The following is a 17,511-nucleotide window of genomic DNA, read 5'->3' as shown; positions in this document are numbered from 1 at the left end:
AATCTACATAGCTATATTTCTGATAACCTCCATCTAATATACTCTTAGTGTGGTTAAAAAGTTTACACCAGTAATGACGTTTAAAGGTTGATTACTGCAGCTAAGTTTGAATAGCTCTGCTCGTATTTTTTATATCTATAAAAAACAACAGGTTAATTTAAGCAGACAAAAAATATCACCTAAAACTGAATAGTAAAATAATTACTGGGTACTAAATACAATATCACCCTAATAAGACTCTGCTTTTTCCCCACTATTATCGGTGTCTGTCAAAATAGCTATAATGTCTATGTAGTTATAAGCTTTTAGGTTTGCTTTTTCACTACCTTGATCATCAAATGTATCAATCAAATCTCGGTATACATTACGCTTTTCTTCGTACCACTTACCTGTTTGAGATTGCTTCCCTTGAACAGACATCATTTTAACACTTGAACCAGCAAAGGGATTATCCCAAACCAAGTCTTTAGCCTGATTACTCGACCACACATAGTTTAATGATTTGGTCTTCCAAAGCATAAAGCCACCATCGATGACCAGGTAAACTCTAGCGACGAAGTCATCCCCACTTTTACTACGTTCGTTTAACCCATGTAAGGTTTTTTCTACTAACCAACTCCAGTTTATGTAAGGCGTTATAGTCAGATCAATTTTACTTTTCAACACCAATCCAGATGCAGAACTCTGACTGAGTGCTTGCAGTGCCAAGCGTCCTTGATGCTGGTTTATAGTGTAAATCGATTTGCCAGAGAATACTTTAGTTTCCCACAGTGCAATACCGTTGTTGTTTAATGAGGTTAAATTGGTAGAAGATTTAGCATTAATACAGGTGATTACGCTAAACAGTAAAATAATCCATCGAAGCATATAATTTTCCTATAACGCCACTGATTTGTATAAATAGCTTGTAGAATAACCCGTTGGTATTTTTATTTATTCATCGTAACACTTTAGCGGCATTGAACTTTTTAACAATCAATACCATTTACGTTTTGACAATTTTAATTTTATCTATCGTTGGGATTTAATCATGGCTGGCTGTTTTACTTGTTTTATAAGCTTAAGTTTTTTTATACGTTTAAGGTTATTTTTGAGATCAATTACCGCAGTTGTATCAGCTTTAGTGTCACTTAATTTCACAATTTTTCAAGATGACGTACTAGACAATAAACTAACGCAATAACGCTTTGAGTTTTTAAATGCTTTTGCTAAAAATAAAAAAATTAATTATATATAAAGATAACAATCACTTTTTTACCTTGCGTTAAAATGTCTATAAAATTTAAAGGTGCCATATAAAACCTTCTATTCATAACATTCTCCTTTAATTATTTTGTTATTTTTTATTACACAAGCTAGTTGTGTCGTTGGATCTAAAACATTGATTTCAACTTAACCATATTTATAGAGACTTGTTCCCTTTATTGCAGTGATAGAACACCTATTGCGCTGTTCAATAAATTTAACACCAAAAAACCTCTAACCTTTCAATTAGTAATTTTATAGTTTGACAGGAAGAATGGCCAAATATGGCATTGACTTTATTCAATGAAATTACCACTAGAGTAAACTCATGATCACTATAGATAAGAAATCAAACAGATAAATACCCGGTTTGATTTTTATGAAAAACTTCTTAATTATTGGCAGTGGACTGAAAAAAAGATTGTGCAACTGCCTCTCACTACTACTTTGTATTACTTTTTTGTAGAAAAACCTTATTAAGGCTCAATTACCTCTATGATATTCCCAGTTGTGCGCAGCAGTTTACTCTCTTTTTAAGCCCTACTCTCTAAATTACCCCCCAGCAAACTAATGAAGGCTTAAAGTTGGCTTTAAATTTTAGAATTATCTACTCTTTTGCTATTATAGCGGCTATCCGTTCCCTATAAGGCAGTAGCACTGCGTGGCAGTTTTTCAACTTAGAGATTATCAACAAGAAGCCGTTTCTGCGGTGCTCAAACACTTTCGAAAAACCAACGAATCTGCGGTGATTGTTTTACCTACAGGCTCGGGTAAAAGTCTGGTCATTGCCGAGCTTGCTCGCTTGGCAAAGCGAAAAATACTGGTGCTCACCCATGTGAAAGAACTGGTCGAGCAAAATCATCAAAAATATGAAAGCTATGGTGTTACTGCCGGTATTTATTCTGCGGGATTAAAACTAAAAGAAACTCAGTACCAAGTCACGTTCGCCAGCATACAATCGGCAGCCCGTAATCTAGATGACTTTAGTGAGCCCTACTCCTTAATTATTATTGACGAATGCCATAGAGTTAATTTGGCCAGCACTGAGTTGGCTAAAGACGAAGCTAAAAGTAAACCTAAAGGTGAGTCCAAAGAGCAATCACAAGAAACAGCAAGCAAGCTGTCCAATAGTAATCAGTATCAACAAATCATTGAAAAATTAATGCAAGTGAATCCCGAAGTGAAATTATTGGGTTTAACCGCAACCCCTTATCGTTTAGGCATGGGCTGGATTTATAAAAAGCATTATCGTGGTTTTATGCGAAGTGAAGAAAAGCGACCTTTTGAGCACTGTATTTATGAACTACCACTTCGTTACTTAATTAAACGCCAGTATTTAACCGAACCCAATTTAGTCGATGCCACCATAGAGCATTATGATTTTAGTAGCCTGCGAGCAAACGCCTCTGGTGAATATAGTCCTACAGATATTAATCATCTACTAAACAAAAATCCTCGGGTGACTCAAGGTATTATTGAACAGGTCATCGAGTTAGGCCATAAACGTCAAGGTATTATGATATTTGCCGCTACCGTTGAACATGCAAAGGAAGTCTTTAGTTATTTACCCGCCAAATTGAGTGCGTTAATTACCGGGGCTACCGACAACACTGAGCGCGATAAGTTAATTAAGGCATTCAAACGTAAAGAAATTAAATATCTGGTTAATGTTTCAGTATTAACCACTGGTTTTGATGCGCCCCATGTCGATATGATTGCGATATTACGTCCAACACAATCAGTTAGTCTCTATCAGCAAATCATCGGTCGTGGTCTGCGTTTGAGTGATAACAAAAAAGATTGCTTGGTGATTGACTATACGGGCAATGATTTTGACCTCTATCATCCCGAAGTTGGCGAGAAAAAGCCGAATGGTAAAAGTCAGCCAGTTCAAGTTGTTTGCCCAAGTTGTCAATTTCCCAATATATTTTGGGGTATTTGTGATGATGACGGTTATTTAGTGGAACACTACGGCCGACGATGCCAAGGTCTCGTCGATGCTCCAAATGAAGAGCAAGCATACCTACTAGAAAGCCAGAGTCAATGTGACTATCGTTTTGTATTTAAAGAATGCCCTCACTGCGGTGGTGAAAATGACATAGCTGCTCGTAACTGTTTACAGTGCCTTCAGGTCTTGGTTGACCCCGATGATATGTTAAAAAAGGCACTGCAACTTAAAGATTCAAAAATTATTCGCTGCGCAGGTCTTAATTTAACCAGAGTTAATGGCAAGGTTAGTGATAAGGACGCTGATAAGTTAAAAGTCACTTACCATGATGAGGAAGGCGCTGAACTCAATGAATCTTTTGACTTTACTAAGCCGAATCAAGTTAAAGCGTTCAATGATATTTTTTCTAAACGCCTTAGCGCTAAAATCAGTGTTCAACTGGGTTCAACGGAGTCGTTTGAAGTCACTAATCTTGAACAAGCATTAAAGTTAGCTAACATATTGCCGTGCCCAGATTTTGTCATTGCCAGAAAACAAAAGTACTACTGGCGTATTAAAGACAGACTTTTTGACTATCAAGGTAAACACCGAAAAGCCAATGAGCTCAAATAAACTCAATGACTAAAAGCACAATAAAAATAGTGATTAGCCTAATGAACTTAACCTACTGAACTTAGACGTACCAAGGAAAAAACATGAATGCACAAACTTAACCAGAATGCTTTAAAAAAATAAAATTAACTGGTTGTCTAAATGTAGCGTTGAGATAAAGATTTGAACTCTAAGTATCGGATTCGCGCTAGAGCTCTAATAATCATTTTTGCTGTAGAAAACAAAAACCCGCTAATCTTTTGATTAGCGGGTTTTTTAATGTAACGGGCTGAATGGCAAGAGTTTAGGCACTGGAATGAAATAGTTAAACTTTCTTTAGAGTGGATAGCTTAACTTAATAAATGAGTTTATATTGTTCAACAGAAACACATTTACAATTGTTATTAGCAACTAATATAAGAAATGAATTGTACAATCGGCTCGTAAGCGAGAGTCAAAATTACTAAACCTGACAGGCAGTAATAAGCGGTGAGTTCAGTTGGATCTGCACATTCACTTTTGCTACTTTATAGACCTTAGTATTCGCTGGTCTTAACTATAATTAAACCCGCGCTCTCCATACACCTCGGTCGATGCCTTTCAGTACCAGCTCACTCACTGCTTTTTCTATGCTTTGCTTAACACATTCAAACATAGGCTCATTAGTTGTGTATCCAGCCTCCAATTCAAGTAAACGCTTGTATGATATATACCGAAACAAACCTGCTCGAACTTCTTGGCTGAGTACTTTTTTACTGGTGGACACCGAGACTAAAACCTGCCCGGTCCTCACATCAACTGCACGCATAAATACGGTAATTTGGTCTTCTCGGTATAAAGTCGAAGAGCTAATACCAAAATATTCAGCACCTAAACCACCTGTTCTTATATTGGTATCATAGCTAACAATACCACCCTCAATGATAATTTTAGCTGTCGTCAATGGCGGTAATGCTGAATTGGTGTTATCGCCTTTAATCGCGGCCCTAACTATTTTACGTTCGGTTAATATGTTTTGTAATCCCTCTCGTTCAACAGGCAAGAACCAATCCGTTTCTCCCAGGGTCTGCACGAGTATAGACGTAGCCCCTTGCGTTACGGCGGTAGAGAAAGAACTGGAACCAGACGATGCCTTGTATTGACCTGTTTGGTCTCTAAATCCGTAAACGGATACCGCAATTTTGCCACCCGCTTTAGGCAAGTTTTTTAAATCACTTAACGTATCGGCGACTTCAATAACTGTGGCGGGTTGTTTATTTGGCGGCATCAAATTTGTAATGGAGGAGCAAGCACTTAACACCATAAAACTGATGGCTACTATTAAAGAAGTCTTCATTTTTTTATCCAAACCTGGGAATTTCAACAATAGTTATTTCACCCGTCAAAATATTGGTTATTTGAACGGTTAAACTATCGGGATTAGAGGTAATAAGTTCTACCTGAAAGTCACCACTAACAAAAAGAGAATTATTATCAAATATACTCGCTACGGGCACGCCATTTTCGTCTAATTGCTGCTCACCAAACGCGAGGTCTGTCACCTCCCTAACAACTTTATTAATGTATGCTCTTTCTAGGGACTCTTGTAATCTATCACCATAACTTCTTTCATTGCTTGACGCTGAATGGGTATTTTGCCCGTTGGCTTTATTCAATAAAATGCTGCCATTCATAGGGTTACCGCCAAAACTAGGGTTAATGGGGGTATAAACAAGCTCTGAACTTACTGCCTGTTCCATTAGGGCAAATAGGCTAAATATTATTATCATATTTTTCATATACTTACCACTCATCACCTGCCAAGTCGGGATTTTCCTCTTCAGCATATGTTTGCGCAACCGCATTCACTAATCTGACCACTGCTTGATTTACTTTTTCGTCCAGTGGCAATAAGCGTCTGCCAAAATTAGTACGATAGATAATTTTTTTATCAAAAATCACGTCGACTTGTGTGCCCGCTTGAGGCAGGATAATTTCTTTAACCACAACATTTTTACCAAAGGTATTTGGGATATCTTGCCAAAAACGACTTAATTGATTGGCGAAATCGTGACCCTGCCGGCTAATAGTGCTATCAATAATGAGTCCTGAAATTGGAATCTCTTGGGCCATAGTCACCGTTGAGCAGCATAGCCAAGCCATTAGGCCATATTTAAAAATGAAATTCTTCATATCACCATCATATAAGTTTGCTCATGTTTATTTTAAAAATGGATGGCAGTGCTTTAAAAAAAGGGCCCTATTAAAACAGGGCTCTTTAGCTAGAGGTTTGCCTTACATTTGGCTAATGTTTACGACGTTAAAGTCTCCTGTTTGTGAAATTGATACTGTTCCATTAGCACCCGCCATCACGCCCGTAACCAGATTATTATTACCAACTTGTGCAAGATCAAACGAAGCAAGGCTAGCCGTCACCTGGAAAGCACCGCCGTCTTTTGCAGTAAACCCGTTCGCGCTGCCTTCTTGCCTAATATCTATTGAGTTGCTTTCACCGCTAGCAACTAAATCAAGTACGTTTAAAGCACCTTGTTGCTGGGCGTTAATGTTGTTGCCCATACCCTCAAGATCGTCAATATTTGCTTGGTTTTCGGTACCAGATTGCCTAAAACTAACTCTAGTGTTCTCACCAGAAGCTATCACCGAAGCAAAGTTATTAGAACCGTCTTGCCCAACGTTTAAGTCATTGTAGCTACCAGATACGTCCGCAACAAGCGTGTTTAAATCACCACCTTGATGGAAAGAGCTATGACTAGAGCCAGCATTGCCAAGGGAACTTAACTCTATAGTGTTACTCTCACCCCATTGCATAATGTCAACATACTGACGGTCACCAACTATGACGGCAGAAACGTTGTTACCACTTTGCCCAAAATTATGACTATCGATCCAAAGATTGTTGAATGAACCTTCAATTAAGGTACTAACACTGCCTCCAGCTATAAAACTGTGAACACTGTTATTAAAACCATTGATGGTGACAACTGATTCACCGGACTCATATTGGTAATTTCCTATGCGGTTGCTTGAACCATTGATAGTGTAATCAGTCAAGTTATCACCTTGGTCAGAGTTAACATCAATGCGATTGTCGTCACCATTGACAGCACCACGTATTATACTTGAAGACGAGTACCTCTGGCTAAAGCTCACCTGGTTAGCATTACCGGTAATAGTTGTATCTAAAGTATTGTTCTCACCCGCTTGGCCAACATTAACGCTGTTGTTTTGACCATTAACGGCGGCATTCACAATGCCGTAAGAACTATCCTCTTGGCTAATATCTGCGGCGTTAGCATCACCCACGATCATTACCTGCGCCCTATTCATATCACCGCCTTGAACAACGCTGGTAACATTGCCTAATTCTGCGCCTTCAAGTGTTTCTTGGCTGATGATTACTAGGTTACCAGGCACATCTTTTGCCATTAGGTCACCAAGTACATCTTCTGCCGTGGCGCTGCCAGTCACCGCAAATGCAACGATAAGCGCAGTTGCTATTCTTGTTTTTAATAATTTCATTGATTTTTCCTTTGATTATTTTGATTGTTTTGATTGTTTTAATTGCCACGCTGTCACATGACTAGTTTTGGTATTGGGTGATATTGACGCGCATTTCATTTCCTGTTTGACGCAGCAAGAAACGTTGCCCGCCAAATTGATTTACATTAGCGCTGTTAGCGTGGCCATCTTGGATGATTTGAAACAAATTATTTTCACCGTCTTGCAGCAAAATCACTTCGTTATTAAGCCCAAGTTGGGTAATTTCAGCTTGGTTATTATTGCCTTGCTGAGTGACCTCTATGACGTTGCTATTAGAGCCGGCTTGTATAACATTTGTCGTGTTATATGCACCAAATTGGTCAATTGTAATGGTGCTGCCTAAAGCCCCATTGAGATTGACTGTTGTTGAAAGGCTTAAAGATAATACAGAGTCTTCTAAGTCTGTTATTGATGATAAATCTTGCGTATTTCCATTCAATGCATGGCACGATAAGTAAAACAAAACCGACCACTTACCCAATACTGGCAAACAATGCTTTGCCTTTGTGGTAAATAACGTTTGAGTATTATGGTAACTATTCACGGTTGTATGTTTCCTTGTTAAATACAGCTAAGAGGTTTATCAACTTTATAGAGCAATAAATACAATTAATGCATTAAATTTCTATCACCCGAAATTACCATCTTAAATATCAATTGTAATTTCTTTGTAAATAATTTGTATGTCACTGAACAATATAATGTAACATCGGTAGTGGTATACTGTTACTAGAAGTAATATAATATGACTAAAGGTAATAAATTGTGACATTTGCAATAACTAGTTACTTTCAGTAATACTTTGTTACTTAATTAAACTTATTGTTACCAAAAAAATCGACGGGGTCAAGTCATTTGATTATTTTTAGTACAATTGACTGACAAGTTTCCAGAAGAGGTAGTGATGGTAGATAGGTTTAAGTGCTCTTAAAAGAGGTGACAAACTGACTAAGTCGCCTGATGGCAAGCACTGTGAGTATCTCTCTAATTTTTTTAAACGAAATTATTTAAATCGTGTTGTAACTATGACAAATTAGGCATTATGCATAAATCCTAGTTTCGCTGTTAAGCTTGCAGAATCTACTGGTTTTATAAGGGACATGATTAGGACTACAGTATAAATACGACCAGTGGCTTGTAGCCTTATAAGCAGTAATTATGAATATGGACACTGAAAAACGAATACGATTAGGTCAAGAATTACAAGCTGAGCTAGGCTTTCATCCAGAAGTAGGTTTAACTCAAGAGCAGTAAGATGAAGTGCTTAAACTCTTACACATACATGCTGTCATGATAAGAACTGGGCACTACTTGACGTGTTTTTAGCTACTTTTTTTCGTTATGACGACAAGCACGACTAAAAAAATATGCCGTGGTCTAGAACCCTGTAACAAAATATGTGTAACTGCCTATTATTAATACCCATGTAGGGTTAAGGATAGGCAGACTATGAATAAGAAAGCACTTGAAGCGCTTGTGAAGCAAGCCGCCAAATCAATTAAAACCGAGCCAGACTTAACTGACTTTCGTAAAATGTTCACTAAGGTCACCGTTGAAGCAGCACTCAATGCTGAATTAGACGAGCACTTGAGTTATTCAGGTTATGAGCAATCCCACAAAGATAATTACTGTAATGGCTATTCACCTAAAACTATTCGTACAGAAGATGGTGAGGTAGCTTTAGACACGCCACGTGATAGAGACTCCAGCTTTGCGCCTTAGCTTGTTAAGGAAAACCAAACTCGCTTTACCTCGATGGATGATAAGATTTTATATCTGTATTCCAAGGGTATGACAAAGCGTGATATCGTCTCGACGTTTAAAGAAATGTAGAATGCTGATGTGCCTCCAACGCTTACTTCTCGGTTAACGAACGCCGTTATTGAGCAGGTTGTACAATGGCAAGCTCGACCGTTAGATGCGATTTATCCCATCGTCTACTTAGACTGCTTAGTGGTTAAAATCAGGCAAGATAAGCAAGTCATTCACAAAGCGGTTTATCTTGCCTTAGGCGTCAATGTTGAAGGGCATAAAGAATTAATCGGTATGTGAATATCAGAAAATGAAGGTGCGAAGTATTGGCTTAATGTACTGACTGAACTACAAAAGCGAAGCGTAAAGGATATCCCCATTACTTGTGTGGATGGACCTAAGGGATTTCCTAATGCGATTAATACTGTTTATCCTTAAACACAGATACAGCTCTGCATCGTGCATATGGTGCGTCACTCACTAAAGTTCCTGCCATAGAAAGACTACGAAGCTATCACGGCTAATTTAAAGCAAATATACCAATAAGTTACGAAAGATGAAACCTTGTTGTCGCTCAAGAAATTTGAACAGCTATGGGATAACAAATACCCAAGTATATCGCGCTCATGGCTGAGTAACTGTCAATACGTCAATACGTCAATACGTCAATACGTCAATACGTTATTTAACTACCTTGATGATACACGTAAAGCCATTTATACCACTAATGCGATTGAGTCACTGAACAGTGTCATTCGCAAGGCCATTAAAAAGCGTAAACTATTCCCGCATGATGATTCGGCTAAAAAAGTTATCTACTTAGCGATTGAACAAGTATTGAAAAAATAGACGATGCCGATAAGAAATTCGAAAACGGCCTTTAATCGTTTTATGATTAAATTTGAAGACCGTTTGAAAGATGTTATTTAAACCTAGCAGTTACACAAAATACGTTATAGGGTCCCGAAGCGAGCAAAGCTTTTCTAAAGGCAATAATTACAAAAATTGTTGTTACCCAAAAAAGGCTTAAAGTTGAGGGAAGTAACTTTCAATTGGTATCAGCAATTTCACAAACAAAAATGGGCACCATTAATATGAGGCCCATTTTTGTATCTATTTGGCGGAGAAATAGGGATTGAATCCCTACTCAAAAGATTAGCGCTATAAACCTTACCTTGTCGTAGAACACTAAGTTCTAGACGAAAAAAAACCGCTAATCTTTCGAGTAGCCGTTTTTTTATAGTTTGCCAGTAAGATAGGGAGTTGAACCCTGCTCGAAAGATTAGCGCTATAAACCTTACCTTGTCGTAGAACACTAAGTTCTAGACGAAAAAAAACCGCTAATCTTTCGAGTAGCGGTTTTTTATAGTTTGGCGGTGAGATAGGGATTTGAACCCTGCTCGAAAGATTAGCGCTATAAACCTTACCTTGTCGTAGAACACTAAGTTCTAGACGAAAAAAAACCGCTAATCTTTCGATTAGCGGTTTTTTATAGTTTGGCGGTGAGATAGGGATTTGAACCCTAGAAGGGCTATAAACCCTTGCTGGTTTTCAAGACCAGTGCTTTCGACCACTCAGCCATCTCACCAATGTTCTAAAGCATTGCTGCTTCAGAACGGGGCGAATAATAGATACTGTTCACTGGTTTGTAAAGTGCTAATTTAACTTATTAGGCTTTTTGTTTGATTTTTATTGTCAAGTGTTCAATAAAACATCATTCGGCGATTTTTCCTCACACTTTTTCACGTTTATCTCATTTTTCAGTACGCTTAACTATCGCCGCACAAGTACGATTTGTAACAATCGTATTCATCAGTAATGACCGCGGCAACTGTTATACTATGCTATTGCGAGTTTCCCGGAGATAATGTGCCCAAATCAAGTCAATCAGTTGCTGACCAAAGTCTTTTAAGTTTAACTTGGCCCATTTTTATTGATCTATTTTTCATTTTCATGATCAATGTTACTGACGCCTGGTTTTTGAGCCGTATATCTGATTCTGCAGCTGCGTCAATAGGTGCTGTTATGCCTATTTTAGGCATTGCCTTTGCGCTTTACAGTACTATGCATCAAGGTGGCAGTAGTGTTGCATCACAGCGTATTGGCGCTGGAGATCATAACAAGTTAGCCACAACTTATGGTGTGCTGTTTGCCATTCTGCTCTTTGTCGGTATCTTATTAAGCATTATTATGATGGCTTTTGCGCCTGCATTCGCGCAATGGATGGGTTTAACCGATGATATGTCAGGTATGGCAAGCATATACTTAAGCACCATAGGTATGGGCACTGCGATATTAGCCGTACGCTTTGCTGCTGCCGCTGTTTTAACCTCTCAAGGTAAAACACATTGGAATATGTGGTCGACTTTCGTAATGACCATAGTCAATATATTATTTAACTATCTATTGATTGACGGAAAACACGGTTTTCCTGATTTAGGAGTACAAGGTGTTGCCTATGCATCGGTTATCGCTTGGGTTGTCAGTTTATGCTTTACCCTTGTGATCATTATTAAACATTTACATATCAAGATTACTTTACCCAAGCGCTGGCTATTATTTAAAACAGATAGTGCGCCCATATTAAAAATAGCACTGCCATCGGTGTTAGAGCCTATGTCGTGGCAACTAACCCAAATATTGATGACAGTTATGATCGTCACTATGGGTGAGCTTGCTTTAGCCACACGTATTTATAGCTTTAACTTACTTTTTACCGCTATTTTATATGGCTTTGCTATCAGTTCAGGCGTACAAATTAAGGTCGCCCATTATATCGGTGCTAAGCGTTTTGAAGAGGCTGATAAACAACTGATGTTGGGACTGAAGCTGGGTATTGCCGGAGCGATGTTTTTTGTTTTCACCTTATTGGCATTTTCTGACCAGTGGTTTGCAATATTTACCAGCAATATTGAAATTTGGGCGTTGGGCAAACTGATATTAATTATTGCAATCATCGGTGAGTTTGGCCGAAGTTTTAATCTCATTGTTGGCGCATCATTGCGAGCGTCTGGCGATGCACGTTATGTGTCAATGGTTGGCTTCATTATTATGTGGTTTATGGCGTTACCCTTAGCTTGGCTTTTAGGGCTACATTATGGCTATGGTTTAGTGGGTATTTGGCTAGCAACCAGTCTAGATGAATGTATTCGCGGAATGATAGCCTTAAAGCGTTGGAATACAGGAATATGGCGCAGCAAAGGCATATATGTTGCCGAGATACCCACTCCACCGAGTATTAATAAGCGTACTGATGACCAAGAAGTTAGTAATCGGTAGATAACACAAGGGCACAAAGATCAAGCGTCAAAAACTTGATAAGACACTTAACAAAAAAGCCAGTATCATTTTAATGGTTTTCATCTGTTGGTGACAAAACCCATTATCGTCTTAATTAGAGCGAGTAAAATGACACTTAAAAAGCAGGCTATTCAATATCTCCGTCATCATTCTCGTACTCGCTCAACATTTCATCAAAATGATCGAAGTCGATGAAATCTTCATTAACAATCAGGGTATCAGTCACGTTATAACAGATACTTGCGGGCTTCGAATAGTTTGGCACCACATCATAACTAAAAACAGAATAGTATTTGGGTATGTTGGCGTTCCCATATTTATCGTAGGTATATTGGTCTCTTCCCGCATAAAGCTTAACCCCATCGAATGGTGACATAGGTGGATGAAAACAATTTCTCACCACATAACAACCAATAAAATCTTTATCTTCTGGGTTATCCCAACTCAATTTCACTAATGAATCTTCAATCGTTAGCGTTAAATTAGTAGCTGGCGACACGGCATTTTTACGACGTGTGACATAGTTAATCATTAAACTCGGTTCGTTATTTTTGTCATGGCATGACCAGTCAATGATAGCGTTACGTTCTTGAGAGTTCGCCGTCGGTCTGATAATGAAGTAGACGGGCTTTCCTTCAGAGTGAAGCCGTTCAAGATCTTGACGACAATAGCTGTCAAAAATCAGATGGTGCTGGGCACTTTTTTTAAGTTGTGTGTTACTGATTTCATAACCAATAAATTCAATTTTCTGTCGTTCCTTGACGCTAACATAATCCAGATCTTTAAGCTCTGCCAGTTCAATCGTAAAGCGAATATCTTTGTTTGTATTAATACTATTCTTATTCTGCATAACAAGATAGGCATCAGTAATCACCGTTTCCTCGGGGTCTGGTAGCTGATCCAAGGTAAAAGCCATTTGACCATAAACAACCCCCCCTTCACTGTCAAACCCGCAGCTCAGACAATCTTCGTCAATCTTGTGTATTGAAATGGTGTTTAAGGCTACCGGCGCTAATCTTAGCTCGGTTGGTTTCGCGCGATAAATAATATCAAGGAAAGGTCGATAATGGACCCCTCCACCAAATGGACCATAACCAATATCAAACTGCATAAGTTGAGATTTCTGCCCTAAGGGCAATTTGTTTGGTCCCTGTATTCTAAATAAAATATGTCCACCCGTAATTTGATTTTGTAATAACGTGCGCTCAACACCGTTAAAGCGCCATTCTTTCCATATACCTTGTCTGAGATGATCAGACTCAATGGTTTGCCCTAAAGTATGTAAAGGTATAGCATTTTGAACCTGATTAAAGTCAGAAATGTCTTCCAGCGTATTAGCGTCAAGGATCGAAATACTCCATTCGCCATATGTTTCAATTTTGGCACCCACTCTATTCATCGGATATAAAGAAAAAATGGCCGATTTGATGGTTAGTTCAGGGGATAAGTTTTTCAGTGAAAAAGCAATTAAGCCAAAACAGATCCCTTTTTGACTAGAAACACCAATAAACATAGAATTTCGACCAAAATGTTTTTTATTGGCATCAAGACTATATTCGCCAAGGTAACCAATATCGCTTTTGGCAGGGAGTAACGCACGAGAAAATTCATCCGGTGCCAACCTTGTTTTTAACCTGATTTCGGGGCTAAACGGTGAGTTCAGCATATTGCTGGGATCAATCGCGTGAAGATTATAATAATATATCTGACCGCTCTTCAATTGAATATCGGTAAACTCGCCACTATGAGTGATCGCAATCAAATTCTCTCTTGAACAAGCTGATTTAGAGGTGTCGCTGCGAAATATTTCGTAATATATCGCTTTATTTTCCAGACCGTCCCAATTCAAACTAACGCTATCAGCAGTGATATCGGTCACATTGAAATTTGCAATACGCGGTGGAGCCTCTTCAACATAATTTCTAACTGTTCTGAAAGCAAGTAACAAGGCGGGAATATTTTCATCAATCGATTGCGCCATATATTGCAAATAATCGGGAATATTTCGGCTACCCACTTCAACTACTATACTCATTATCCCCCTATCATAATAATACTCTCGGCCGCTACCGTGGATCAAATTAAACGGTGGTTTTCCTCGATGAATACCGTATTCTCGTCCAGTAACTTTTCTGATTTCATTGTTCATGTTGGCACACAACACATTCAAATCAGTACCTTCAATTTCTTTCTCGTGATTGAATTTATGCGCGGGGAAAAAAACATTACCTTGTGAATGATAATCAAGAGCAACACGAATATTGGGGTGAGTCTCAACAAACACTTTGATGGCTTGAGTTTCAGGTTCAGAAAATGCTGCTGGGCCTGAATATATCGCCGAACTGGTATCTGTTCCTTTTTTAAAGCGTATGCCAAAATTACGATTAAGGTCAACACCAAAGGTATTGTCGCCGTTGTCCCTCCTATTTTTGCGCCAAAATGAAAAATGGGTATGCGAATATTCAAAACCATCAGGGTTAAGACAAGGCACAATATAAAGACTACTGCTATTGAGTGCCGATGCTAACATCGGATGATATTGATGGTTATCGATAATATATTGAATAAACTTAATCGCCAACTCATTGCCAATCCACTCGCGCGCATGAATTGAACCGGTATAAAGCAAAGCCGGCTTATTGCTCGCGTTACTCACATCATTTGAAATGGTTGCCATCATAATGGGCCGTTTTTCCCACGTCTCACCAATGCTATTAACCTGAATCAGATGAGGGTAGTCGCGCATCGCATTGGCCAAAAATTCACAGGTTTGCTGATAAGTTGAATATTGTTTTTTCATAATAGAAGGCCATTTTATTTTTCAATCCAATAATATTACTGTTGTTCGCTTATAACAGGCATTACTAGCGACAATTGCTCTTTTACTTGTATGTCTTCTCTGCCTATATTTTCCAAAGTAGATATATCACTTTCCTGTGCATCAACTGATTGAACAGGCACTGCAGAGGTTGTATCAAGGCTTGATTGATAACGCGCATAATTATCTTGATAATTCCAAATATCACTCGGCCATTCTTCGTAGTGATTTGGCTCAGTATTAAGTAATGGAGAACCGTCTATACTTATTTTTTCGAAGGTTTCACCACTATCGTTGACACTCTGGTGACATTGTTGTGAAAAACTGATGTGACGCATACTGCGAAGCAAAGCAGAATTTATTTTCCCTAACTCTTCCCAGTTATAAAGCGGGATATAAGGCTTAGAAAATTGGCCTGAAGACAAGGTCCACATTAGGTACTGGCCTATCCAGTCTCTGATATAAGAAAAAGCGGCAAAAGCCGTGGCACATTCTAAAATACGGTATTGACCATCTTTTCCTACGGCGATATCACATGCCCAAAATTCAGCGTTTGCTGCTTTTGATGCCTTAACAGATAATTGCAAAACTTTTCGGGGTACTGCTTGATAATCCATGGAGCCACCTTGGCTCGTGTTGGTTAACCATTTTCCTAGCGGTGGTCTTCGCCAAAAGGCACATACTGGTTTATGACCGATTAACATCACCCGAATATCTGCTGCCATCGGGATAAAGTCTTGCACGTATACAGGGTAATATTTTTTGCACTGCAAAAGTTCACAGGCCTGCGCAAATGAATCTACTTTGTGGACAAAATAACCACCATAGTTAGAGGGGCCATAAGATTTTTTGATGATTAGCGGGTACGCTGCCTTAGACAGAAAATCAAATGCCTTTTGTGGTTGATAAAAAATATGCGTATTAGGGATAGGCAGTGCATATTTTTTACAAAACCGAGTCACATTTTCCTTCGATTTATTTGAGAATTGGCTATCTAGAGATGGGATAAATTGTACTCGCGGTAAGGCGCGCGCAATCTCACGGAATGTCTCATAAGCGGTCGCCGGAATATTACCGATTAATACGTCAATTTCTTTACTTTTCACCGTAGCAATAAAGCGTTCTTTGTCTTTACCCCAATGGTAAACCACCTTTTCTATTTTATCTGGCCAGCCTTTAAAATTAGAGTAATCAAAAAAACGTTGCACATGGTCCAGATATAAAAAGGCAATTTTAGGCAGTGTATTTGGCAAGTACTTGCTCATGAATGTTTCCTATAGAATTAAGTTTAACTTTGCGTTTGATTAAGTTGACAATTTTATCAATTTTTCGCGCATTAAAATCCAGTCCAAATTTTTCTTGCTCCGGTGTAGCAAAGGCAGGAATGCCGTTTACTTCCAATACTACGAATTGTTCCCGTTCTCGGTCATAAATCAGGTCAACCCCTGCAATATCTAAGCCTGTTAACCTAGCTGCACGTAGTGAAAGAGAGGCAATTTGATCGTCTAGCTCCCGTAAAATTATCGAACCACCACAAGAAATATTTGTACGCCAATCATCTTGAGCTGCTTTACGTCCGTAGCAACCCACAATCGTCCCGTCAACCACGTCTACTCTAAAGTCTGTAAAATCATTTTCTATCCATCTTTCGAGATAAAAATAACTAGGTTTAATCTCATTCAATAACGGTAATAGTCGTTCGAATTCGGCTGCACTTTCAATTTTAATAATACCCTTGCCACCCCAGCCGTTAGTGGGTTTAAACAGTGCCTTCCCACCCCAGTTACACAATATCTCTCTGGCCCTTTCCAGCTCTTGGCTGTGACATAATTGATAATTAGCGGTTGGGACATCATTACGATTAAGTAAATGTGAGGTTTTAAACTTATCTTCCGACACACAAAAAGCTTCAAAGCTATTAATACAAGGCACCGTCATATTGAGCGCTTGGTAGAGATAAACCTGATAATCACTCTGCTCACTAGCGTTATAGGAAAAGTAGAGATCAAGGTTTGCCATGTCCACCTCTCCAGAAAAAATATGACCATTATTTGCGTAGCCATTTTTCAAACTTAAGTTATTAATAACTGCGATCCCGTTTTGATTTAGTTGTTCAATAATACGTTGCTGTATTAATGCCCCACCGCCATTTCGGTACATCCACATTCCAATAGTGTAATCAGTCATATATTTGCCACTCAGCAGAGTTAATCTAAAAATAAACGCTCGTATAGTTATTAAATATCAACGCTGGTTCGAACGGTTATTAACCTCATCTGAATAATTATAAATTAATTAAGCTGCAACTAATTTGACA

11 protein-coding genes, 1 tRNA gene and 1 pseudogene are annotated in these 17,511 nt (G+C 38.6%); 3 read left to right on the top strand and 10 right to left on the bottom strand.

From position 1 onward, the window contains the following. Positions 1–228: 228 nt before the first annotated feature. On the bottom strand, positions 229–867 hold the full coding sequence (locus tag H4J46_RS06810; RefSeq protein WP_182232781.1) for a DUF3047 domain-containing protein: 639 nt from the start codon (positions 865–867) through the stop codon (positions 229–231). 1,039 nt (positions 868–1,906) lie between these two features. Between H4J46_RS06810 and H4J46_RS06805 the strand changes: the two genes are divergently transcribed. Next, positions 1,907–3,805 carry a DEAD/DEAH box helicase gene (locus H4J46_RS06805; RefSeq protein ID WP_182232780.1) on the top strand — a complete coding sequence of 633 codons (1,899 nt, stop codon included), beginning with the start codon at positions 1,907–1,909 and terminating at the stop codon, positions 3,803–3,805. Positions 3,806–4,346: 541 nt separating this feature from the next. Here H4J46_RS06805 and H4J46_RS06800 read toward each other — a convergent pair. From H4J46_RS06800 to H4J46_RS06780, 5 genes are all read right to left on the bottom strand, one after another. Next, positions 4,347–5,120, bottom strand: a complete 774-nt coding sequence (locus tag H4J46_RS06800; RefSeq protein ID WP_182232779.1) for a CsgG/HfaB family protein — start codon at positions 5,118–5,120, stop codon at positions 4,347–4,349. Positions 5,121–5,124: 4 nt separating this feature from the next. After that, positions 5,125–5,562 (bottom strand): curli assembly protein CsgF, encoded by a 438-nt coding sequence (locus tag H4J46_RS06795; protein ID WP_182232778.1) that lies wholly within the window; start codon positions 5,560–5,562, stop codon positions 5,125–5,127. Positions 5,563–5,566: 4 nt separating this feature from the next. Further along, entirely contained in the window at positions 5,567–5,956 is a 390-nt protein-coding gene (locus tag H4J46_RS06790; RefSeq protein WP_259365711.1) for a curli production assembly/transport protein CsgE, read from the bottom strand. Between the two features lie 102 nt (positions 5,957–6,058). Next, the gene (locus tag H4J46_RS06785; RefSeq protein WP_182232777.1) at positions 6,059–7,303 is read right to left on the bottom strand and encodes a hypothetical protein; all 1,245 of its coding nucleotides are present in this window, start codon (positions 7,301–7,303) and stop codon (positions 6,059–6,061) included. A 61-nt stretch (positions 7,304–7,364) separates the two neighbouring features. After that, positions 7,365–7,868, bottom strand: coding sequence for a curlin subunit CsgB (locus tag H4J46_RS06780; RefSeq protein ID WP_182232776.1), 504 nt, complete (start codon positions 7,866–7,868; stop codon positions 7,365–7,367). A gap of 905 nt (positions 7,869–8,773) precedes the next feature. On the opposite strand from H4J46_RS06780, the pseudogene H4J46_RS06775 reads away from it, so the two are divergent. After that, positions 8,774–10,006 (top strand): annotated as a pseudogene (locus tag H4J46_RS06775) (IS256 family transposase). Between the two features lie 567 nt (positions 10,007–10,573). Here H4J46_RS06775 and H4J46_RS06770 read toward each other — a convergent pair. Next, positions 10,574–10,664 (bottom strand) — tRNA-Ser (locus H4J46_RS06770). A 281-nt stretch (positions 10,665–10,945) separates the two neighbouring features. On the opposite strand from H4J46_RS06770, the gene H4J46_RS06765 reads away from it, so the two are divergent. Continuing rightward, positions 10,946–12,355, top strand: a complete 1,410-nt coding sequence (locus tag H4J46_RS06765) for an MATE family efflux transporter (RefSeq protein WP_182232775.1) — start codon at positions 10,946–10,948, stop codon at positions 12,353–12,355. A gap of 148 nt (positions 12,356–12,503) precedes the next feature. Here H4J46_RS06765 and H4J46_RS06760 read toward each other — a convergent pair whose 3' ends face one another. From H4J46_RS06760 to H4J46_RS06750, 3 genes are read right to left on the bottom strand one after another with little or no spacing between them, the layout of a single operon-like run. Beyond that, on the bottom strand, positions 12,504–15,176 hold the full coding sequence (locus H4J46_RS06760) for a M14 family zinc carboxypeptidase (RefSeq protein ID WP_182232774.1): 2,673 nt from the start codon (positions 15,174–15,176) through the stop codon (positions 12,504–12,506). A 35-nt stretch (positions 15,177–15,211) separates the two neighbouring features. Next, positions 15,212–16,459: a RimK family alpha-L-glutamate ligase gene (locus H4J46_RS06755; RefSeq protein ID WP_182232773.1), complete on the bottom strand. Its 1,248-nt coding sequence runs from the start codon at positions 16,457–16,459 to the stop codon at positions 15,212–15,214. After that, the gene (locus H4J46_RS06750) at positions 16,428–17,354 is read right to left on the bottom strand and encodes a RimK family alpha-L-glutamate ligase (protein WP_259365709.1); all 927 of its coding nucleotides are present in this window, start codon (positions 17,352–17,354) and stop codon (positions 16,428–16,430) included. The genes H4J46_RS06755 and H4J46_RS06750 overlap by 32 nt, the downstream gene beginning before the upstream one ends. Positions 17,355–17,511: the final 157 nt, after the last annotated feature.

Origin of the sequence: Colwellia sp. MB02u-6 (assembly GCF_014077095.1) — a bacterium.
In the GTDB taxonomy this organism is placed as follows: domain Bacteria; phylum Pseudomonadota; class Gammaproteobacteria; order Enterobacterales; family Alteromonadaceae; genus Cognaticolwellia.
Note: the sequence above shows the minus strand (reverse complement) of the source record. Positions and strands in the feature narration are given on the sequence as shown.

Bases quoted from the DNA above. Each gene is read 5' to 3' on its own strand.
- H4J46_RS06810 (WP_182232781.1), bottom strand. From the start codon at position 867: ATGCTTCGATGGATTATTTTACTGTTTAGCGTAATCACCTGTATTAAT.
- H4J46_RS06790 (WP_259365711.1), bottom strand. From the start codon at position 5,956: ATGAAGAATTTCATTTTTAAATATGGCCTAATGGCTTGGCTATGCTGC.
- H4J46_RS06760 (WP_182232774.1), bottom strand. From the start codon at position 15,176: ATGAAAAAACAATATTCAACTTATCAGCAAACCTGTGAATTTTTGGCC.
- H4J46_RS06755 (WP_182232773.1), bottom strand. From the start codon at position 16,459: ATGAGCAAGTACTTGCCAAATACACTGCCTAAAATTGCCTTTTTATAT.
- H4J46_RS06800 (WP_182232779.1), bottom strand. From the start codon at position 5,120: ATGAAGACTTCTTTAATAGTAGCCATCAGTTTTATGGTGTTAAGTGCT.
- H4J46_RS06750 (WP_259365709.1), bottom strand. From the start codon at position 17,354: ATGTACCGAAATGGCGGTGGGGCATTAATACAGCAACGTATTATTGAA.
- H4J46_RS06795 (WP_182232778.1), bottom strand. From the start codon at position 5,562: ATGAAAAATATGATAATAATATTTAGCCTATTTGCCCTAATGGAACAG.
- H4J46_RS06785 (WP_182232777.1), bottom strand. From the start codon at position 7,303: ATGAAATTATTAAAAACAAGAATAGCAACTGCGCTTATCGTTGCATTT.